A 19,869-nucleotide genomic window follows, 5' to 3' on the forward strand; every position below is an offset into this window, starting at 1 on the left:
CATAAGTCATATTTAATCCACGGTTCCTAGAGTGGAAACGCCGAAATCAATCCGGGCCAGATCCATGCGCGCTGAGTGTCGTACCATCTTCCGCCGGTTCCTCCGCGACCGGCGCGGCAATGTGGCGGTGATCTTCGCAATCTGCTGCGTGCCTCTGATCACGTTCGTCGGCAGTGCGATCGACTACTCCCGCGCGACGCAGGTCCGGGCGAAACTTCAGGGCGCGGCCGACGCGGCCAGCGTCGGTGCCATCGCCAAAGCCTCGCCGGGGTTTGCCGCCGCGGGCTCGATGACCACGGACGGCTCGATCGCGGTCGGCGTCACCGACGCCCAGAAAATCTTCGATGCCAATCGCGCCAACCTGACCGGCTATACGCTCAACAGCGTCACCCAGACCGTCGTCAAGACCGGCTCGACCATCAACTCGACCGTCTCGTTCACCGCCTCCATCAACACCATGTTTCTCGGCTTGATGGGCAAGACCACGCTGACCATGAGCGGCACGTCGGCGTCGACGGTCAATATGCCGCTCTATGTCGACTTCTATCTCCTGCTGGACAATTCTCCGTCGATGGGTGTCGCAGCGACACCGACCGACATCACGAATTTGCAGGCGAAGACGGGTGGATGTGCATTTGCCTGTCACGACACCACCAAGGCGGCCGGCACAAGCAACTACGACATCGCCAAAGCAAATGGCATCACGACCCGAATTGACGTGGTGCGCCAGGCGAGCGCGAACTTGATGGACACGGCCCAGAGCACGCAGACCTACGCGAACCAGTTCAGAATGGCGATCTACGATTTCGGCGCTTCGTCGGCGACGATCGGATTGAGAAATCTGTTCGCGCTCTCGTCGAGCCTGACCTCCGCCAAGACGGCGGCGGGAAACATCGACCTGATGGCGGTTGCCGGTCAGAATGACGTGTACACTATCGACAAAGATACTCCCCTCACCACTATTTTTCCCGCAATCAACAGCGCAATCGCCTCGCCTGGAGCAGGTACGTCCGCGTCACCGCTGAAATATCTGTTTTTTGTATCCGATGGGGTCGCTGACGAAGCCAACTCGGGCACGACGATGTGTAGTGTCTCGTCTTCTTCGTATCCTCTCGCGTCATCGAACCGCTGTCAGTCGCCGATCAATCCGGCGCTCTGCACGACCATCAAGAACCGGGGCATCAAGATCGCGGTGCTGTACACGACATACCAACCGCCTACTGACGGCTGGTACAACACATGGATATCGCCCTTTAATTCCGGGCCGTGGGGGCCGTCTCCGAACAGCAAGATCGCGCAGAACATGGAGAGCTGCGCTTCGCCGGGATTCTATTTCGAGGTTAGCCCCACCCAGGGCATTTCGGCCGCGATGAACGCGCTGTTCAAGAAGGCGGTCGCCGACGCGCGGATTGCGGGGTGAGGCAGCCGTAGACTCTACGACCTGTAATCCCCATTGATCGCGACATACTCTTTGGTGAGGTCGCAGGTCAGCACGCGGTCACGGCCCTTGCCGAGGCCGAGCGAGACCTTGATCGCGATCTCCGGCGCCTTCATCGCTTCCGACACCTGCGCCTCGTCATAGGACGGATCGCGTGCGCCGTTCTTGGCGACGCGGATGCCGTTGAAGGAGATCGAGAGCTTGTCGCGGTCGGCCGGCTCGCCGGCCTTGCCGACCGCCATCACCACGCGGCCCCAATTGGCGTCCTCGCCGGCGATAGCGGTCTTCACCAGCGGCGAGTTCGCGATCGACATAGCGATCTTGCGCGCCGAGGCCTTGGTCTTGGCTCCCTCGACGGTGATCTCGACCAGCTTGCGCGCGCCTTCGCCGTCGCGGGCCACCTGCTCGGAAAGATCGGCGAGCACCTGGTTGAAGGCCTTGACGAAGGCTTTCAGGCGCGGGTCGCTGGCCCGGCTGATCTTCGGCGCGCCGTGTTCTGCAGCAGCACCGGTGGCAAAGGCCAGCAGCGTGTCCGAGGTCGAGGTGTCGCCGTCGATCGTGACCGCATTGAACGTGTCTTCGACGCCACTCTTGAGCAGCGCCTGCAGCGCGGCAGGCGCGATCGGTGCGTCGGTGAAGATGAAGGACAGCATCGTCGCCATATCGGGCGCGATCATGCCGGCGCCCTTGGCCATGCCGTTGATCGTGACCTTGGCCTTGCCGAGCTTCACGGTCGCTGTCGCGACCTTCGGGAAGGTGTCGGTGGTCATGATCGCCTTGGCGGCGGCGAGATAATCGCCGGCCTCGGCGGTTTCCGCGAGCCGACCAAGCACGCCGTCGAACTTGGTCGCGTCCAGCGGCTCGCCGATCACGCCGGTCGAGGCCAGGAAGATTTCTCCCTCGCTGCAGCCGACGGCCTTGGCCGCGATCTTGGCGGTCAGTGCGGTGGAGCTGCGGCCGGTCTTGCCGGTGAAGGCATTGGCGTTGCCGGAATTGACCACCAGCGCGCGCGCCTTGCCGCCCTTGAGCTTGGCGCGGCACCATTCCACCGGCGCGGAGGGGCATTTCGACTTGGTGAAGACGCCTGCGACCGCGGTGCCCTTGTCCATCACTGCCAGCAGCACGTCGGTGCGGTTCTTGTAGCGGATGCCGGCCTCGGCCGTCGCCAGACGGACCCCCGCGATCACGGGCATGTCGGGAACGTTTTTCGGGGCGAGGGGAGAGACGGAGGAGGACATCGCGGGCGCCTTGATGGGATCTGGATATGCAGATGCCCGGCGCGGGGGCCGGGCATCACAAAGGCTTAGATACTCTTCACGTCACCGAAGTGACAGCGAATTCTTACTTCTTCGCGGGCGGCGCCATCTTGCTGTCGGACGGCTTCGCATCAGCAGGCTTGGCATCGGCAGGCTTGGCCGCATCAGCCGGCTTGGCGTCCTTTGCTGCATCCGCCGGTTGGTCCAGCCGCTCGACCTTGGCTTCCGCGCGCAGCTTGGCGACGTAGTCGGCCTGGGCCTTGCGGGTGACATACTGCTCGATCTGCGCCTTGACCTGCTCGAAATCAGGTGCCTTGCGGCTGCGCTTTTCCTCGACCTTGATGACGTGCCAGCCGAACTGCGACTTCACGGGGTCGGAGATCTTGCCCGGCTCGAGCGCGAAGGCGATTGCCGAGAATTCCGGCACCATCTGCTCTTTGGTGAAGAAGCCGAGGTCGCCGCCGTCGGCCGAGCCGGGATCCTTGGACTTCTTCTTGGCGAGCTCGGCGAAATCGGCCCCCTTGTCGAGCTCGGCCTTCACCGCCTTGGCCTCGTCCTCGGTCTCGACCAGGATGTGGCGGGCGTGCACTTCCTGCTCGCCGGTGATCTGCTTGGAGGCCTCCTCATAGACCTTCTTCATGGCATCCGGGGTGGTGGCGGCCTTGCCCTCGCCGGCGAGCAGGCTGTCCATCAGCAGGCGGTTGCGGGCGAACGCCAGACGCTTCTTAAACTCCTCGCCGTCGGCGAGCTTCTTGTCCTCGGCGGCCTTGCCGACGATCTTCATGTCGATCAGGAAGGACAGGACGTTCTCGTCCTTGGTCGCCGGGTCCATCTGGGCGAGGCTCGGCCCGAGTTCCTCTTCGGCCATGGCGACGTCGCTCTTCTTGATTTCAGCGCCATTGACCTTCGCCAGCACCGGATCGTCGGCAGCCCGGCCGGGACCCGCGATCAGCGCCAGCGCAAGGCAGCCCACGAGGGCGGTGGCGAGGCCGAAGCGCAGGCCGGTTTTGGTTACCGGGAACGAGGTGGTCATGGAAAATCCTTTTGTTGAAGCAGGGGGCTGCTCGAGCGGGGCGGACACTCGCCCAATTCAGGGGGCCTTGGCAACGCGAAAAGTCTGTCAAAATGATGAATTAGCCGCAATGCACCCGCCGTTGACAAGCCCCTGACCGGGCCATATCTCTGCCCGGTCGCGTCCATGCGATGGCGTTTATTTTGCTGCGTTTTTGGCCGTTGAACCCAGACTTGCCCAACTCCCACCCATATGGCGGATGGACCCCCCGCAGACGGGGCTCCGGCGCCCAGCAGGCGTCACGGTGAGTTGATAGGCAGGCGGGTGACAACCTCTTGGCTGCAACGCGAACGCGGTTGAATCGCGAACACAGGAACTAAGCATGATCGGCGCGCTCGCCCGCAAGTTTTTCGGCTCCGCCAACGACCGGCGGGTGAAGGGATATCAGTCCCGCGTCAACGCGATCAACGCGCTGGAGCCCGAGGTCTCGAAACTCTCCGACGAGGCCCTCAAGGCCCGCACCGCCGAGTTCAGGAAGCAGCTCGCCGAGGGCAAGACGCTGGACGACCTCCTGGTCCCCGCTTTCGCCACGGTCCGCGAAGCCGCCAAGCGCACGCTCGGCCAGCGCCATTTCGATGTCCAGCTGATCGGCGGCATGGTGCTGCACGAGGGCGACATCGCCGAGATGAAGACCGGCGAAGGCAAGACCCTGGTTGCAACGCTCGCGGTCTATCTCAACGCGCTCGCCGGCAAGGGCGTCCACGTCGTCACCGTCAACGACTACCTCGCCCGCCGCGACTCCGACTGGATGGGCCAGATCTACGGCTTCCTCGGCTTGACCACCGGCGTGATCGTGCACGGCCTCGACGATTCCGAACGCAAGATGGCCTATGCCTGCGACATCACCTACGGCACCAACAACGAATACGGCTTCGACTATCTGCGCGATAACATGAAGTACCGGCTCGAGGACATGGTCCAGCGGCCGCACTTCTATGCGATCGTCGACGAAGTCGACTCCATCCTGATCGACGAAGCGCGCACGCCGCTGATCATCTCCGGCCCGCTCGACGACCGCTCCGACTTCTACAACACCATCGACGGCTTCCTGCCCAAGCTCGACAAGTCCGACTACGACGTCGACGAGAAGCAGCGCACGGTGACGCTGACCGAAGCCGGCATGGAGAAGATCGAAACGCTGCTGCGCGATGCCGGACAGCTCAAGGGCGAGTCGCTCTACGACGTCGAGAACGTCTCCGTCGTGCACCACATCAACCAGGCGCTGCGCGCCCATACGCTGTTCACGCGCGACAAGGACTACATCGTCCGCGACGACGAGGTCGTCATCATCGACGAGTTCACCGGCCGCATGATGCAGGGCCGCCGCTATTCCGAAGGCCTGCATCAGGCGCTGGAAGCCAAGGAGCACGTGCAGGTCCAGCCCGAAAACCAGACGCTGGCTTCGATCACCTTCCAGAACTATTTCCGGATGTACGAAAAGCTCGCCGGCATGACCGGCACGGCGCTGACCGAAGCCGACGAATTGTTCGACATCTACAAGCTCGAGGTCGTGGAGATCCCGACCAATTTGCCGGTCGCCCGTCTCGACGAGGACGACGAGGTCTATCGCACCCAGAACGAGAAATACGCCGCGATCCTGGCCGAGATCGAGCGCGCCAATGCGCGGCTGCAGCCCGTGCTGGTCGGCACCGCCTCGATCGAAAAATCGGAAGTGATCGCCGAATATCTCAAGAAGCACGGCTATCGGCAGATCGATTTCGGCAACGAAAATTCGATGCAGAAGCTGTACGCCGCGGCCCGCGCCGGCAAACCGGCAAAGCTGTTCGCGGTGCTGAACGCGCGCTTCCACGAGCAGGAAGCCTACATCGTCGCGGAAGCCGGCGTCCCCGGCGCGATCACGATCGCGACCAACATGGCCGGCCGCGGCACCGACATCAAGCTCGGCGGCTCGCTGGAAATGCGCATCCAGCAGGAGGCCGCTTCGATCGAGGACCCGGCCGAGAAGGCCTTGAAGATCGAGCAGATCAAGGCCGACATCGAGCACTTCCGCGAGATCGTGCTGAAGGCCGAGGAAGAGGTCGAGATCGAGCCGGCGAAGGGTTCGAAGCCGGCCAAGACCGTGAAGAAGCCCGGTGGCCTCTACATCATGGGCTCCGAACGCCACGAATCCCGCCGCATCGACAACCAGCTCCGCGGCCGTTCCGGCCGTCAGGGCGACCCCGGCCGCTCCAAATTCTTCCTGTCGCTGGAAGACGATCTGATGCGCATCTTCGGCTCGGATCGCCTCGACAGCATGCTGCAGCGTCTCGGCCTGCAGGAGGGCGAGGCGATCATCCATCCCTGGATCAACAAGGCGCTCGAAAAGGCGCAGCAGAAGGTCGAGGCCCGCAACTTCGACATCCGCAAGAACCTGCTCAAGTTCGACAACGTCCAGAACGACCAGCGCAAGGTGATCTTCGACCAGCGCGTCGACCTGATGAAGGACGACAGCGTCGCCGAGACCGTCGCGGACATGCGCCACGCCTTCATCGACGACCTCGTCGCCAAGCACGTGCCCGAGCATGCCTATGCCGAGCAGTGGGACGTCGCGGGCCTGAAGGAAGAGCTCAAGCGCGTGCTCGATCTCGACCTGCCGGTCGAGGACTGGGCCAAGGAAGAGGGCATTGCCGACGAGGAGCTGCTCACGCGCATCGAGACCCGCGCCGACGAGCACATGGCCGCAAAGGTCGGGCAATGGGGTCCCGACGTGATGCGCTACGTCGAGAAGACCATCCTGCTGCAGACGCTCGACCATCTCTGGCGCGAGCACCTGATCATGCTCGACCATCTGCGCCAGGTCATCGGCCTGCGCGGCTACGGCCAGCGCGATCCGTTGCAGGAGTACAAGACCGAAGCGTTCAACCTCTTCCAGGAGATGAGCGCGCATCTGCGCGAGGCCGTCACGGCGCAGCTGATGCGGGTCGAGATCGTGCCGCCGGAGCAGGAAGCCCCGGTGCTGCCGCCGATGGAAGCGCACAAGTTCGATCCGAACACCGGCGAGGACGAAATGGCGCTCGCCAGCGTCACCCTCGGAGCGCAGGCCACCGACGCCGCGTTGCGCGATCCCAAGAACCCGGCAAGCTGGGGCAAGATCGGCCGCAACGAGGATTGCCCCTGCGGCTCAGGCAAGAAGTACAAGCACTGCCACGGGCGGTATGCCTAAGGCTTGAATGTGAGGCGCCGACGTCGGTGCCTCACTCTCCGCTGTCGTCGCCCGGTTTAGCCGGGCGACCCAGTACGCCGCGGCTTCTCGGTTCAAATCACATCAGTCTCTGGAATACTGGATCGCCCGTTTAAATCGGGCGATGACAGCGAGTATGTGGCGCGCAGCTCCATCTCCATCGTCGGGACGGCCGTGTCGAGGGAGCTAGCTAAACGCACCACTCAATTCGAGCTGTCGATCAAGCTCTCCAGCAGCCGCTTTAATTCGCTCGTCGACTTGTCGCCGTAGCTCTCCAGGATGTGCTCCTCCTGGTCGACCGCGAGCGAGTTGAGCTTCTTGCTCAGCACCTTGCCGCGATCGGAGATGAACATCAGGACCTTGCGACGATCGTTCGGGTCCTGCACGCGGTAGACCAGCGTGTCGGAGACCATGCGGTCGATCATCTTGGTCAGCGTCGGATGGTTGAGCAGCACGGCATCCGCGAGCTCGCCCATCGAATGGCCGTTGCCATCCGACAGGACTTTCAGGATGCGCCACTGCTCGACGGGCACGCCTTCCTTGCTCAACCGCAGTTCGAGCTGCCGGTTGATCTCCCGGTTGGCTTGCGCGAGCAGGTAGGCGAGGTGTTCGGTGATCGGGGTGTTCGGTTTTGCCACGGCTAAGACTTTGTCTTGACCCAAATGAGTGAATGTCTTGCAATCGATGCTGCATCTATATGCACTTCAATTCTTGAATATTCAATATTTTCAAAATAGGATATTGCCCAACAATAGGGCGGGTGCCGCGGCCGCCTCTCGAATGAGCTTTCAAGTCTGGTCTCAGACAGGAGTTGGCGTGCGCGCGACGGTAAACTTCCCGGCTCACGGCGGTCCGGCGTTACCGCCGTCCTTGCTGTTCAGGAATCTGTCGTCCGCGGCAGCGGATTTCGACCTGTCGCCGACTGACGCGCATTTCATGAAGCGCCGCGGCGCACACAACAAGCTCCGCATCGGGGGCTTCATGTGCTGCACCGGCTCGCCCGGCGTTTGGGGCCCGTGCGCGACAAGCAGCGCGCAACTCGCGGTCGCCGAGATCAACAAGCGCGGCGGCATTCTCGGGCGCGAAATCGAGCTTTCGATCTATGACGCGGGCGGCCCACTCGACGGGATTCTGAGCCGCGCCGAGCAGGCGATCGCTTCGGATGAGATCGACCTCATCGTCGGACTGCATACCAGCGCGGTGCGCGTGGCGCTGCGCAAGGTCACCACGCGCCACCGCATCCCCTACATCTACACGCCCGTTTACGAGGGCGGCGAGCAGACGCCGGGTGTCATGGCGATCGGCGAGACGCCGCGCTGGCAGAGCCGCCCCTCGATCCACTGGCTCGCCGAGGTCAAGAAGGCGGCGCGCTGGTACCTGATCGGCAGCGACTATGTCTGGCCATGGCAGTCGCACCGCGCGGTGAAGCGCTACATCAAGGAGGCCGGCGGCCATGTCGTCGGCGAAGAGTTCGTTCCCCTCGGCGAAGACAACCACGAGCCGCATCTGGAGCGCATCCGTGCCGCGAGGCCGGACGTCGTCCTGATCTCGTTGATCGGCACCGACAGCATCACGTTCAATCGCGCGTTCGGCGAATGCGGCCTCGGCGCCACGACGCTGCGGCTGGCCGGGGCGATGGACGAGACCGTGCTGCTCGGAATCGGCGCCGACAACAGCGAGAACCTGTTCTGCGCCTCCGGCTATTTCCCCGGCATCGGATCGCGGGCCAACGACGACTTCCAGAGCCGCTATCGCGCGATGTTCGGGCCGAACGGGCCCCCGATCGGGTCGCTCGGTCAATCCAGCTATGAGGGACTGCGCTTCCTCGAGGCCGTGGCGAACAAGGCGGGCACGTTGGCGATGGGGCCGATGCTCGCGGCCGGCCGCAACATCGTCTATGGCGGCGCGCGCGGCCCCGTCACGGTCAGCAACGGTCACACCCGGATGCAAATGTATCTCGCCGGGGCGGATGGCCTCGACTTCAAGCTGATCAAACCGATCTGATGCGGGCGCAGTGACGCGCACAGGCGGAAATCCAAAATAATACTTGAAAAGGAAAATATTTCCGTCTGTAATATCGAGGCGAAGCCCCCCGACCGACGCCATGCCGGCGCAGGACGGCTTCCGTCCGATGCCAGGGATCAAGAAACTTCAGGAGAGCGCCGTGACAGTTGTCCTTCCCACGCCAGCCCAATTGCGCAGCGTCGCCGACCAGTGCGGCCTTTCGCTGACCGACGACGACGTCGCCTCGTTCCGCGGCCTGATGCAGGGCTCGATCGAAGCCTACAATCTGGTCGGAGCCATGCCGGACGAGGTGCCGGAGGTCAAATATCCGCGCACGCCGGGTTATCGGCCCTCGCCGGAAGAGAACCCGCGCAACGCCTGGTATCGCAAGTCGACCGTGAAGGGTGCGGCGAGCGGCAAGCTCAAGGGCAAGACGGTCGCCCTGAAAGACAACATCATGCTCGCCGGCGTTCCCATGATGAACGGCTCGGCGACGCTCGAAGGCTACGTGCCCGATTTCGACGCCACCATCGTCACGCGCATGCTCGATGCCGGCGCCGAGATCGCCGGAAAAGTCCATTGCGAATCCTTCTGCATGTCCGGCGGCAGCCACACCAACGCGGTCGGCGCCGTCCACAATCCGCACAAGATGGGCTATTCGGCCGGCGGCTCGTCGTCAGGCTCAGGCGTCGTCGTCGCGCTCGGCGAGGTCGACATGGCAATCGGCGGCGACCAGGGTGGTTCGATCCGCATGCCGTCCTCGTTCTGCGGCACCTACGGCATGAAGCCGACCTGGGGCCTCGTGCCCTACACCGGCATCATGCCGATCGAGGTGTTCGTCGATCACACCGGCCCGATGACGGCGACCGTCGCCGACAACGCGCTGCTGCTGGAGGTGCTGGCCGGCGACGACGGCTACGATCCCCGCATCAAGGCGCCCAAGGTCGAGGAGTACACCAAGGCGCTCGGCCAGGGCGTCAAGGGCATGAAGATCGGCATCCTCAAGGAAGGCTTTGAGCAGGCGAACGCGGAGGCCGCCGTGAACGAAAGCGTGCGGGAGGCCGCAAAGCGTTTCAGGGATCTCGGCGCCACGGTCGAGACCGTTTCGATCCCGATGCATCTCATGGGTCCCGCGATCTGGACGCCGATCGGCACCGAGGGCATGACCCAGACCATGATGTATGGCGACGGCTATGGGCTGAGCCGGTCCGATCTCTATTCGACCACGTTGATGGACTTCCATCGCGGCTGGCGGCGGCAGGCGGATTCCCTGTCCGAGACCACAAAGCTGTTCCTGCTGCTCGGCACCTACATCAACAACACTTTTGGTCCGCGCTATTACGGCAAGGCGCTCAACATCTCGCGACGCCTGACCGCGGCCTACGACAAGGCCTTCAAAGACTACGATTTGCTGCTGCTGCCGACCACGCCGATGAAGGCGACGAAGCTGCCGGAGCCCACGGCCAGCCGCGAGGACTATGTCGCACGTGCGCTGGAGATGATCTCCAACACTGCGCCGTTCGACATCACCCATCATCCCGCGATGTCGCTGCCCTGCGGCATGGTCGACGGTCTGCCCGTCGGCCTGATGCTGGTCGGCCGCATGTTCGAGGAATCCACCATCTACCGCGCCGCCCACGCCTTCGAGCAGATCGGCGACTGGAAGAAGATGTGAGCGAGGCATTGATGCGGGCCAACGGAACAGGGAAGCGTTTCCGCGCGACGTGGATACCGGTTCGCGCCAGGAAAACGTGTCAAGACAACAAGCCTGAGCCCCGTTCCGATTCCATCGGAACGGGAAAGGCTCCGGCGCATGGCTAACGCGTTCGTCGCGGCGTTCGAGATCCTGAGCTTCGGCGCGATCATCGTTCTGATCGTGCTGGGTCTCGGCATCATCGCCAGCATGATGGGCATCTTCAACTTCGCGCAGGGCGAGTTCGTCCTGCTCGGGGCCTACATCACTTATCTTGCCTACGCCAAGGGCCTGCCGATCTGGGCCGGCATGGTCGCCGCGCCCTTCCTCGTCGGCGCACTCGGCTTCGTGCTGGAGGCGCTGATCATCCGACGCTTCTACGCAGCCCCCATCGTCGCCATGCTCGGCACCTATGCGCTCGGCCTGATCATCCGCGAATCCGTGCGCGGCCTGATCGGCGGCTTCTATCTCACCGTGCCGGAGCCGATCGGCGGCTCGATCGACATCGGCGCCATGCATATCTCGGCCTGGCGCTTCACCATCATCGTCATCACGGCGCTGGTGATGGGCGGCTGCTATCTGCTGCTGGCGCGCACCAGCTTCGGCCTGCGCGTGCGCGCCACGCTGGAAAACCCGTCGCTGGCACGCGCCTCCGGAATCTCCACGCCGCTGATCTACGGCGCCACCTTTGCGTTCGGCGCGGCGCTTGCCGGCCTTGCCGGCGCGCTGATCGTCCCCGTGTTCAGCCTGTTCGCCGATCTCGGCCTGCGCTTCCTGATCCAGGGCTTTGTCGCGGTCATGGTTGGCGGCGTCGGCTCCTTCATCGGGCCGGTCGCGGGCGCCGGCGTCATCGGCACGCTCAGTGCCGCGCTGCCCTGGGTGATGGCGCCGGTCGTCGCCGATGTCCTCGTCTTCGTTCTCGCCATCGTCTTCATCAAATTCCGGCCGCAGGGCCTCATTGCTGGAAAAGGGGTTTAGTCACATGTCCGATCGTACTCAGCTCTCCCGTCGCCGCTTCCTCTCGAATTTCGCCTTTGCCTCCGGCGCGGTCGCAACCGGCGTCGGCAGTTGGGTGATCCCGGCGCCCTGGGCCAATGCGGCCGAAGCCCCGATCAAGGTCGGCATCGCCACCGACCTCACGGGGCCGATCGCCTACGCCGGCAATGCCGACGCCAACGTCGCCAAGATGGTGATCAAGGAGATCAACGCCGGCGGCGGTCTGCTCGGTCGCCCGCTTGAGCTCTACATCGAGGACACCGCCTCGAACGAATCCGTCGCGGTCGGCAACGTCCGCAAGCTGATTCAGCGCGACAAGGTCGACATGGTGCTCGGCGGCATCACCTCGTCGATGCGCAACGCGATCAAGGACCCGATCGTCGCGCGCGGCAAGACGCTCTACATCTATCCGCAGCTCTACGAAGGCAAGGAGTGCACGCCCTATCTGTTCTGCACCGGGCCGACGCCCGCGCAGCAGTGCGACGAGTTCATTCCCTGGCTGATCAAGAACGGCGGCAAGAAGTTCGCGCTGCCGAGCGCCAACTACGTCTGGCCGCACACGCTCAACGTCTACGCACGCAAGGTGATCGAGGCCAACGGCGGCGAGGTCGTGTTCGAGGAATATTATCCGCTCGACCAGGTCGACTTCTCCTCGACCGTCAACCGCATCATCTCCAACAAGGTCGACGTCGTCTTCAACACCGTCATCCCGCCGGGCGTCGGTCCGTTCTTCAAGCAGCTCTATGAAGCCGGCTTCCTGAAGAACGGCGGACGGTTGGCCTGCGTCTACTATGACGAGAACACGCTCAACATCAATCAGGCCGCCGAGATCGAGGGTCTCGCCAGCTGTCTCGACTATTTCAAGGTGCTGACCAAGGAGAACCCGTTCGACGCAAAAATCCAGGCCGCCTACGAGAAGGATTTCCCGGGCAACTTCCTGTTCGCCGCCGGCAGCGCCGCCACCGGCACCTATCGCGGGCTGAAGCTGTGGGAAGCCGCCGTCAAGGAAGCCGGCAAGATCGACCGCGAGTCGGTCGCGGCTACGCTCGACCACGCCAAGATCGCCGAGGGCCCGGGTGGACCGGCCGAGATGGTCCCGGGCAAGCGGCACTGCAAGATGAAGATGTACACCGCGGTCGCCAAGGGCGGGAATTACGAGATCGTCGGACGCAGCGACGGGCTCGTCGATCCCAAGGAATGTTAAGGCGGAATGCTGAAGTCGATGGGCGCAGTGAAACAGGCGATCCCCGCCGAGATCGGCGGGGAGGCGGCCGCCGCCATGACTGAGCACGGACCAACGAAGCAAGCCGCTTCGGGCCGAAAGGTCTTGCCGATCGTGGAGGGCGTCGTGCTGGTCGCGGCGCTGTTCGCGCCGCTGCTGCTGCAGGACTATCTCACAGTGTTCGCGACGCGTGTGATCATCCTCGCGCTGTTCGCGCTGTCGTTCGACCTGGTGTGGGGCTATGCCGGCATCATGAGCTTCGGCCAGGCGCTGTTTTTCGGCTCGGCCGGCTATGGCGTGGCGCTGCTCGCGCGCGACCTCAACATCACCAACATCTTCCTAGTGCTGCCTGCGGGCACCATCATCGGCCTCACCTTTGCGCTGCTGCTGGGCGGCTTCCTGCTGCTGGGACGGCATCCCTCCAGCGTGATCTTCGTCTCGCTGGGCACGCTGACCGGATCCTACGCCGCCGACCGGCTCGCGCGCGGCTGGTACTATCTCGGTGGCCAGAACGGCATTCCCTCGATCTCGTCGATGACGCTCGGCAGCTACGAGTTCTCGGAAGGGCCGCCGTTCTATTATCTCGTGCTTGGCCTTCTTGTGGTGGTCTATCTGCTTTGCCGTTTTCTGGTGCGCTCGCAATTCGGGTTGGCGCTTGCGGGATTGCGCGAGAACGAGCAGCGCATCGCCTTCTTCGGCTACAAGACGCAGCACCTGAAGGCGATCATCTTCGCGATCGGCGGCGCGGTGGCGGGTCTTGCCGGCAGTCTTTACGCCTTCCACGAAGGTTTCGTCTGGCCCAACATGGTCGGCGTCGTGGTCTCGACGCAAGTCGTGCTCTATGTGCTGTTCGGCGGCTCCGGCACGCTGATCGGCGCCGTCATCGGTGCCGTCATCGTCGAGGGCGTCAGCTTCTGGCTCTCGGACAATTACCGCGAGGTCTGGCCGATCATCCTTGGCGTGCTGCTCCTGCTCGTGATCCTGTTCCGGCCGCTCGGCCTGATCAGTTTCGTGCTGGGCGAGCGCGAGCGGGTCGGCAGCTTTGGCGGGAAATCCAGGAAGACCGGGAAGGAGAAGCGCGATGCCGCTCCTTGAAGCCACCGGCGTCAAGAAGATCTTCGGGAAGCTCACCGCGCTCGATGGCGCCGCGCTGACCGTCGGCGAGAACGAGTTTCACGGCCTGATCGGCCCGAACGGCTCCGGCAAGAGCACGCTGATGAAGTGCATTGCCGGCGCCGAGGTGCCGACGCAGGGCAAGGTGAGTTTCATCAACACCGACATCACCGCGTTCACGCCGACCGAACGTGCCCGCGCCGGCATGAGCCTGAAATTCCAGATCACCAGTGTGCTGCCGACGCTGACGCTGTACGACAACATCCTGCTCGCGCTGCAGGCGCAGTCCTCGCTGTTCGATCTCGTGTTCTCGCGCACGCGCGGGCTCCTGCACGATCAGGTCATGACCATGCTGACGCAATTTCGCCTTGCCGGCCGCGCTTTCGATGCGGCCGCGGCGCTGTCGCACGGCCAGCAGCAATGGCTGGAGATCGCGATGGCGCTTGCCTGCAAGCCGAAGCTTCTGCTGCTGGACGAGCCCACCGGCGGCATGAGCCTGGAGGAGCGCCGCGTCACCGGCGAACTGTTGCAGCCGATCAAAAAGCATTGCTCGCTCGTCATCGTCGAGCACGACCTCGATTTCATCCGCGACATCTGCGATCGCCTCACCGTGCTCGACCAGGGCAAGGTGCTGGCATCCGGCACGGTGTCGGAGATCCAGGCCAACAAGGCCGTCCAGGAGATCTATTTGCGCCGTGCCTGAATTTTTGCACATCAAGCATCTCGACGCCGGCTATGGCCGCAGCCAGGTCCTGTTCGACGTCAACCTCGGCATTCCCTGGCGCGGCGGTGTCGCCGTGCTGGGCCGCAACGGCGCCGGCAAGACCACGCTGATGAAGACCATCGTCGGCGAGCTGCCGGCGTGGAAGGGCGAGGTCGCCTTCGACGGGCGCGACATCAGCCGCCGCGCGACCCAGGAGCGCGTGCGCGCCGGCATCGGCTACGTGCCGCAGGAGTATTCGGTGTTCGCGCGCCTGTCGGTGCGCGACAATCTCGCGGTCGGCTCGCTCGCGAGCAGGAAGGCCGACGCGGTCGACCACGTGCTGACCATATTCCCAAAGCTCGGCCAGCGCCTCGACCAGCCCGCCGGCACGCTGTCCGGCGGCGAACGCAAGATGCTCGCCATCGGCCGCGCCATGCTGGGCGATCCAAAACTGCTTCTGCTCGACGAGCCGACCGAGGGCGTCTGGATCGGCGTGATCGAGGAGATCACCGAGCGCCTGATCGAACTCGCGAAAACCATCGCCGTCATCATCGTCGAGCAGCACCTCGACCTCGCGCTCCGCGTCGCCGACTACGCCTACGTGCTCGACCGCGGCCGCGTCGCACTACAAGGCGAGGCAGGCGAGGTGAGGGGCAATCCGGAGCTGCTGCGGTATCTGGCGCCGTAGGAGAGCGCGCGTGAAGCGCGTCGCTCTCACACCGAACTCGGCTGTCATGCCTCGCGGAGGCGGGGCATCCCGTACGCCGCAGCTTCTCGATCGATAAGGGGTGCCTGGAATACTGGATTCCCCGCCATCGCGGGGAATGACGGCGTCAGGCTGGGATGGATCGGAGAGATTAAGCGGAGCGCCCGCTTACTTCACCGCCCCAAACCGGCTGTCGAACGAGTTCGACTGCACGACCGGCGCGGCGCCCATGATCTGGGTCGCTTCACCCGCGCCATCCGACACCGACGGCTTCAGCGTCGGGCGCGTCGCCGCGAGGCGGGTATCGGGCTTCGCAGGTTCGGCGGGCTTGGCTGCGGCAACAGCCGGCTTCGGCGCATCCTTCGCTGCATCCTTGGACGTGTCGCGACCCGGTACGAACCGGGTCACCGCGGCCTTCAGCCGGGACGCTGCGGTCGGCGGTGTCGTGGTCGTCGCGGCCGGAGCGACGGATGCCGTGGCCTGCGGCGGAGGCGTGGTTGCCGTGGCGTCGGCGTTGCCCATGCCCATCTTGCGGCCGAGGTTGGAGAAGAAGCCGGATTTCTCAGGCGCAGCTGCGGTGGCGACGCGGGCGTTGGCGGCGGGCGTGCTGACGGCGACGACCGGCTCTTCCTGCGGCGAGGGCGCGGCTGCATCGAGATTCGGCTTCGGCGGATTGACGTGTCCAGGGATCGTGCCGGGCGCCTTCGCCATCGCCAGCATCTGCAAGGTGGTGCCTTCGGCGCCCTCCGACAGGCCGGTCGAGCCTTCCGGAATCTTCGCGGCGAAGATCTTGTTCATGCCGCCGTCGATACCGGTGTTCATGCGCGCAACGGGCGTACCGCGCGAAACCAGCTTGTTGTACTCAGCCTGGTCGCGCGCATCCTTCTCGCGCACGGCGCTGACGATCTCCTCGGGGACCACATAGGCCGGACATTTCGCGGACGCGTCGAACACCGGATCGCGCTTGGCGTCAGGCGCCTTCGCCGCGTCGAACACGTACTTCTTCTCGCAGAAATCGACCTTCGGCTCCTGCCGCGTCACCTCGAAATGATCATAGCCTTCCTTGATCATCTTCCAGAACGGCATGTTCGGATTGTTCCGGTGCTTGGCCATGTTCACCGGGGTCATCTTGAACGGATAGGCCTGCAGCTGGAACGCCTTCTGGCCGCCGAAGAAGGATTCGCGCCCGAGCGAATAGATCTCGGCGATCTGCTCGTCCGTCATCGCGTAGCAGCCGCGCGACGAACAATCGCCATGCACCATCAGCTGCGAGCCGCTGCGGCCCAAAGCCTTGTCGAACGCGTTCGGATAGCCCGTGTTGAACGACAGATAATACGCCGACTGCGGATTCATCTGGCCCGGATTGATCGAGTAGAATCCTTCCGGCGCCTGGCGGTCGCCTTCGCGCACCTTCGGGCCGAGGTCGCCCGACCAGCGACAGATCGGATAGGTCTTGAGCAGCGCGAATTGGCCGTTGCGGGTCTGCTTCCAGACCTCGAGCTCGGCCTCCTGCTTGAACAGGCGCACCAGAATCGGCGATTGCAGGTCCATGTTCTTCTCGACCATCGCGGCGAGAAGTTTTGGCGGCACCGGCTGGTTGGCCTTGGCATTGGTCGCAAGCGAAACCTGGTCAGTATCGCAGCCGGCCAGCACGAAGCTGGCGGCAAGCGCCACCGAAACCAGAAACGCGCGAGCAAGCGAACGAGAAATCAAGATGGACCCCACACCGTCCAGGGCAGCGCGCGCAAACCCATCTTGAAGCATGATCCGACCGGAGACCCGGACCCGTCGCGACGGGCTTTTTCGCAATCACGCTCCAGCGCTTATGCCCTGAAGCCATTGATTAAAATTCTAACCTCTGGGTCATGTGGTCGCAACCCGAACGGGGATCACGAGCCCGTTGGCCCAAAGGCGTGGTCAACGAAGACTTAAACTGGGCCGTAACTTGGGCCTCGCGGCCAAACCGGTACAGAGATCGCTGATTTGGGCAAAAAAAGGGTTAACGCGGGGTTACCGGACGCCTGCGGGGCTTGGCCGGCCTCAAATCCAGCGTCGTCCTGACGAAAGCTTGGACGACGGCGGAGGGTAACGCGTCCAACGGGTCCCAAACCGCCCGAATCAGCCCAGTTTCCGGCCGATATCGAGGAATTTCTGCCGCCGATGCTTGCGGATGGCGTCGCCGTCGAGGCCCCGGAGCTCGTCGAAGGCCTTGGCGATGGCGTCGCCCGTGGTGGCGATCATGGCGGCGGGGTCGCGATGGGCGCCGCCGACCGGCTCCTTCAGGATGCTGTCGATCACGCCGAAGCGGAGCATGTCCTGTGCCGTGATCTTCATGTTGTTGGCTGCTTCCTGCGCCTTGGAGCCGTCGCGCCAGAGGATCGAGGACGCCGCCTCGGGCGAGATCACGCTGTAGATCGCGTGCTCCAGCATCAGGACCTTGTTGGCGGTGGTGATGGCGATGGCGCCGCCCGACATGCCCTCGCCGGTGATGATGGCGACGTTCGGCACGGTCAGCGCCATGCAGGCATCGGTCGAACGCGCGATCGCCTCGGCCTGGCCGCGCTCTTCCGCGCCGATGCCGGGATAGGCGCCGGCGGAATCGGCGAGCGACAGCACCGGCAGGCCGAACCGCTCGGCCATCTCCATCAGCCGCACGCATTTGCGATAGCCCTCGGGCCGCGCCATGCCGAAATTATGCTTGATGCGGCTCTCGGTGGAATCGCCCTTTTCCTGGCCCATCACGCAGATGGCCTCGCCGCGGAAGCGGCCGAAGCCGGCCACCAGCGCCTCGTCCTCGCCGAACTTGCGGTCGCCGGCGAGCGGGGTGAACTCGGTGATCAGGCCCTTGATGAAGTCGTTGAAATGCGGCCGCTGCGGATGCCGCGCGACCAGCGTCTTCTGCCACGGCGTCAGGTTCAGATAGAGGTCGGCCATCGCCTGCGCCGCCTTGTCCTCGATCCGCCCGATCTCCTCGGCAATGTCGCTGCCGGAGGCCGCAAGCGTCCGCAATTCATCGAGCTTGGAATCGAGCTCGGCGACGGGCTTTTCGAAATCGAGATAGCTGCGCATCTGGTCTGGCATCAACTCAATATAGGGAGAACGGGGCGAGGCGGCGAAGCGGATTCGATGTCGTGGAAAGAAATGTAGGTCCGTCAATGAGTTGGCTTGTGTGTTCGCAACCAGCGCAGGCCAATCATCGTGAGGCCCCGGCTCTTTCTGCGGAGATGTGGCCGAAGTCAAGGCGGTTTCGGCCTTGGCCTGTAGCGGGGCGACGCGCCAGACCTACTTCTCCGCCAGCGGGTGCAGGTCGCGGACCAGGCTCTTCAGCCGCTCCTCGACCACGTGGGTGTAGATCTGGGTGGTCGAGATGTCGGTATGGCCGAGCAGCGTCTGCACGATGCGCAAATCGGCCCCATTGTGAAGCAGGTGGCTGGCGAAGGCGTGGCGCAGCACGTGGGGGGAGACCAGCCGGGCCTGCAGCCCTGAAGCGACCGCAAGCTCCTTCAAGTCGCGGGCAAAATGCTGCCGCGTCAGATGCCCGCTCTCGCCGAACGAGGGGAACAGCCATTTCGACGCCGCCACGCTGTTCTTCTTGTCGGTCTTGTTGTTGTCCTTGGCGGCCTCCGTCGCCGCGAGATAATCGGCCATGGCCTGGCGCGAGGCCTCGTTGAGCGGCACCAGCCGTTCCTTGTTGCCCTTGCCGCGCACCACGATCATGCGGGCGTCGCGCTTCGCGGCCGTGCGCGGCAGCGCCACCAGCTCGGAGACGCGCAAGCCGGTGGCGTAGAGCACCTCGAGCAGGCAATAGAGTCTCAGGGCGCGCAGCCGTTTCGAGGGCGAGGCAGCCTCCGCCTCGCTCAATTCCTTGGCGCGGCGGAGCATGCGGTCGACATCCGCGATCGACAGCACCTTCGGAAGGCCGCGGCCGCGCTTCGGCCCGGACAGGATCGCCGCGGGATCGTCGGTTCTGATGCGTTCGTTCAGGAGGAAGCGATAGAGATGCCGCATCGCCGACAGCCGTCGCGCGACGCTGGTGGACTTGAAGCCGCGCGTGTCGAGATCGGCGAGATAGTCGCGCAGCGTCTGTGTTTCCGCGTCCGCGAATGCATGGCCGACGCGGCCGAGAAACTCGGAGAAGTCGGTGAGATCGCGGCGATAGGCGTCGAGCGTATTGGGGCCGGCGCCCTGTTCCGCCGCGAGCATGTCGAGGAACAGGCCGGTGAGCTTTGTGTCTGAGGGCTTTGCACGCATGCCCCGGAGGCTACCTCCTATTTCTTGAGAAACTTGTCCGGCGGGATCGTCACCGTCATTTCGCGCGGCTTGGGATTGACGAAGTTCGCCAGTGCGAAGACCACGCCATAGACGATGCCGGCGATCACGGCGACGACCGTCAGGAAGCGGAACAGGCTGGGCATCGGCAGGATCTCGGAGAGGGTCTCGGTCAGGTGGCTTGGCGGGCAAATTAACCAATGAAATCATCCAACA

Annotated in this window: 16 protein-coding genes; 9 read left to right on the plus strand and 7 right to left on the minus strand. The window is 64.0% G+C overall.

Annotated elements, in window-relative coordinates; genetic code table 11:
• Positions 1-64: 64 nt before the first annotated feature.
• Positions 65-1,420: a TadE/TadG family type IV pilus assembly protein gene (locus IVB48_RS29820; RefSeq protein WP_027567999.1), complete on the plus strand. Its 1,356-nt coding sequence runs from the start codon at positions 65-67 to the stop codon at positions 1,418-1,420.
• Between the two features lie 14 nt (positions 1,421-1,434).
• On the opposite strand, the gene argJ is transcribed toward IVB48_RS29820, so the two are convergent.
• Positions 1,435-2,676, minus strand: coding sequence for a bifunctional glutamate N-acetyltransferase/amino-acid acetyltransferase ArgJ (gene argJ / locus IVB48_RS29825; RefSeq protein WP_247405713.1), 1,242 nt, complete (start codon positions 2,674-2,676; stop codon positions 1,435-1,437).
• 103 nt (positions 2,677-2,779) lie between these two features.
• Positions 2,780-3,727 (minus strand): peptidylprolyl isomerase, encoded by a 948-nt coding sequence (locus tag IVB48_RS29830; protein WP_027567997.1) that lies wholly within the window; start codon positions 3,725-3,727, stop codon positions 2,780-2,782.
• 361 nt (positions 3,728-4,088) lie between these two features.
• Between IVB48_RS29830 and secA the strand changes: the two genes are divergently transcribed.
• Positions 4,089-6,929, plus strand: coding sequence for a preprotein translocase subunit SecA (gene secA / locus IVB48_RS29835; protein ID WP_247405715.1), 2,841 nt, complete (start codon positions 4,089-4,091; stop codon positions 6,927-6,929).
• A 221-nt stretch (positions 6,930-7,150) separates the two neighbouring features.
• Here secA and IVB48_RS29840 read toward each other — a convergent pair whose 3' ends face one another.
• Complete coding sequence (locus IVB48_RS29840; protein ID WP_007599198.1) at positions 7,151-7,585, minus strand: MarR family transcriptional regulator; 435 nt, start codon at positions 7,583-7,585, stop codon at positions 7,151-7,153.
• 178 nt (positions 7,586-7,763) lie between these two features.
• Here IVB48_RS29840 and IVB48_RS29845 point away from each other — a divergent pair, with 178 nt between their 5' ends.
• The 7 genes from IVB48_RS29845 to IVB48_RS29875 all read left to right on the plus strand — a co-directional run bounded on the left by IVB48_RS29845 (position 7,764) and on the right by IVB48_RS29875 (position 15,366).
• Positions 7,764-8,951 (plus strand): substrate-binding domain-containing protein, encoded by a 1,188-nt coding sequence (locus IVB48_RS29845; RefSeq protein ID WP_247405718.1) that lies wholly within the window; start codon positions 7,764-7,766, stop codon positions 8,949-8,951.
• Positions 8,952-9,111: 160 nt separating this feature from the next.
• Positions 9,112-10,626 (plus strand): amidase, encoded by a 1,515-nt coding sequence (locus IVB48_RS29850; protein WP_247363084.1) that lies wholly within the window; start codon positions 9,112-9,114, stop codon positions 10,624-10,626.
• A gap of 138 nt (positions 10,627-10,764) precedes the next feature.
• On the plus strand, positions 10,765-11,622 hold the full coding sequence (locus tag IVB48_RS29855) for a branched-chain amino acid ABC transporter permease (protein ID WP_027567993.1): 858 nt from the start codon (positions 10,765-10,767) through the stop codon (positions 11,620-11,622).
• 4 nt (positions 11,623-11,626) lie between these two features.
• Complete coding sequence (locus tag IVB48_RS29860; protein WP_007599205.1) at positions 11,627-12,844, plus strand: substrate-binding protein; 1,218 nt, start codon at positions 11,627-11,629, stop codon at positions 12,842-12,844.
• Positions 12,845-12,850: 6 nt separating this feature from the next.
• Positions 12,851-13,957: a branched-chain amino acid ABC transporter permease gene (locus tag IVB48_RS29865; RefSeq protein ID WP_247405721.1), complete on the plus strand. Its 1,107-nt coding sequence runs from the start codon at positions 12,851-12,853 to the stop codon at positions 13,955-13,957.
• A complete protein-coding gene (locus IVB48_RS29870) occupies positions 13,944-14,678 on the plus strand; it encodes an ABC transporter ATP-binding protein (protein WP_027567990.1) in 735 nt (244 codons plus the stop codon). Before IVB48_RS29865 ends, IVB48_RS29870 begins: the two co-directional genes overlap by 14 nt.
• Positions 14,671-15,366 (plus strand): ABC transporter ATP-binding protein, encoded by a 696-nt coding sequence (locus tag IVB48_RS29875; RefSeq protein WP_247405724.1) that lies wholly within the window; start codon positions 14,671-14,673, stop codon positions 15,364-15,366. The genes IVB48_RS29870 and IVB48_RS29875 overlap by 8 nt, the downstream gene beginning before the upstream one ends.
• 186 nt (positions 15,367-15,552) lie before the next feature.
• Here the strand turns inward: IVB48_RS29875 and IVB48_RS29880 are convergent, their stop codons facing one another.
• The 4 genes from IVB48_RS29880 to IVB48_RS29895 form a co-directional block, all read right to left on the minus strand.
• Positions 15,553-17,097, minus strand: a complete 1,545-nt coding sequence (locus IVB48_RS29880; RefSeq protein WP_247405727.1) for a murein L,D-transpeptidase family protein — start codon at positions 17,095-17,097, stop codon at positions 15,553-15,555.
• A gap of 405 nt (positions 17,098-17,502) precedes the next feature.
• A complete protein-coding gene (locus IVB48_RS29885; RefSeq protein ID WP_007599220.1) occupies positions 17,503-18,465 on the minus strand; it encodes an acetyl-CoA carboxylase carboxyltransferase subunit alpha in 963 nt (320 codons plus the stop codon).
• A gap of 201 nt (positions 18,466-18,666) precedes the next feature.
• On the minus strand, positions 18,667-19,635 hold the full coding sequence (gene xerD / locus IVB48_RS29890; RefSeq protein ID WP_247405730.1) for a site-specific tyrosine recombinase XerD: 969 nt from the start codon (positions 19,633-19,635) through the stop codon (positions 18,667-18,669).
• 17 nt (positions 19,636-19,652) lie between these two features.
• Positions 19,653-19,799 (minus strand): hypothetical protein, encoded by a 147-nt coding sequence (locus IVB48_RS29895; protein WP_035669499.1) that lies wholly within the window; start codon positions 19,797-19,799, stop codon positions 19,653-19,655.
• Positions 19,800-19,869 lie beyond the last annotated feature (70 nt).

The sequence above is a fragment of the Bradyrhizobium sp. 76 genome (assembly GCF_023073025.1).
In the GTDB taxonomy this organism is placed as follows: Bacteria; Pseudomonadota; Alphaproteobacteria; order Rhizobiales; family Xanthobacteraceae; genus Bradyrhizobium.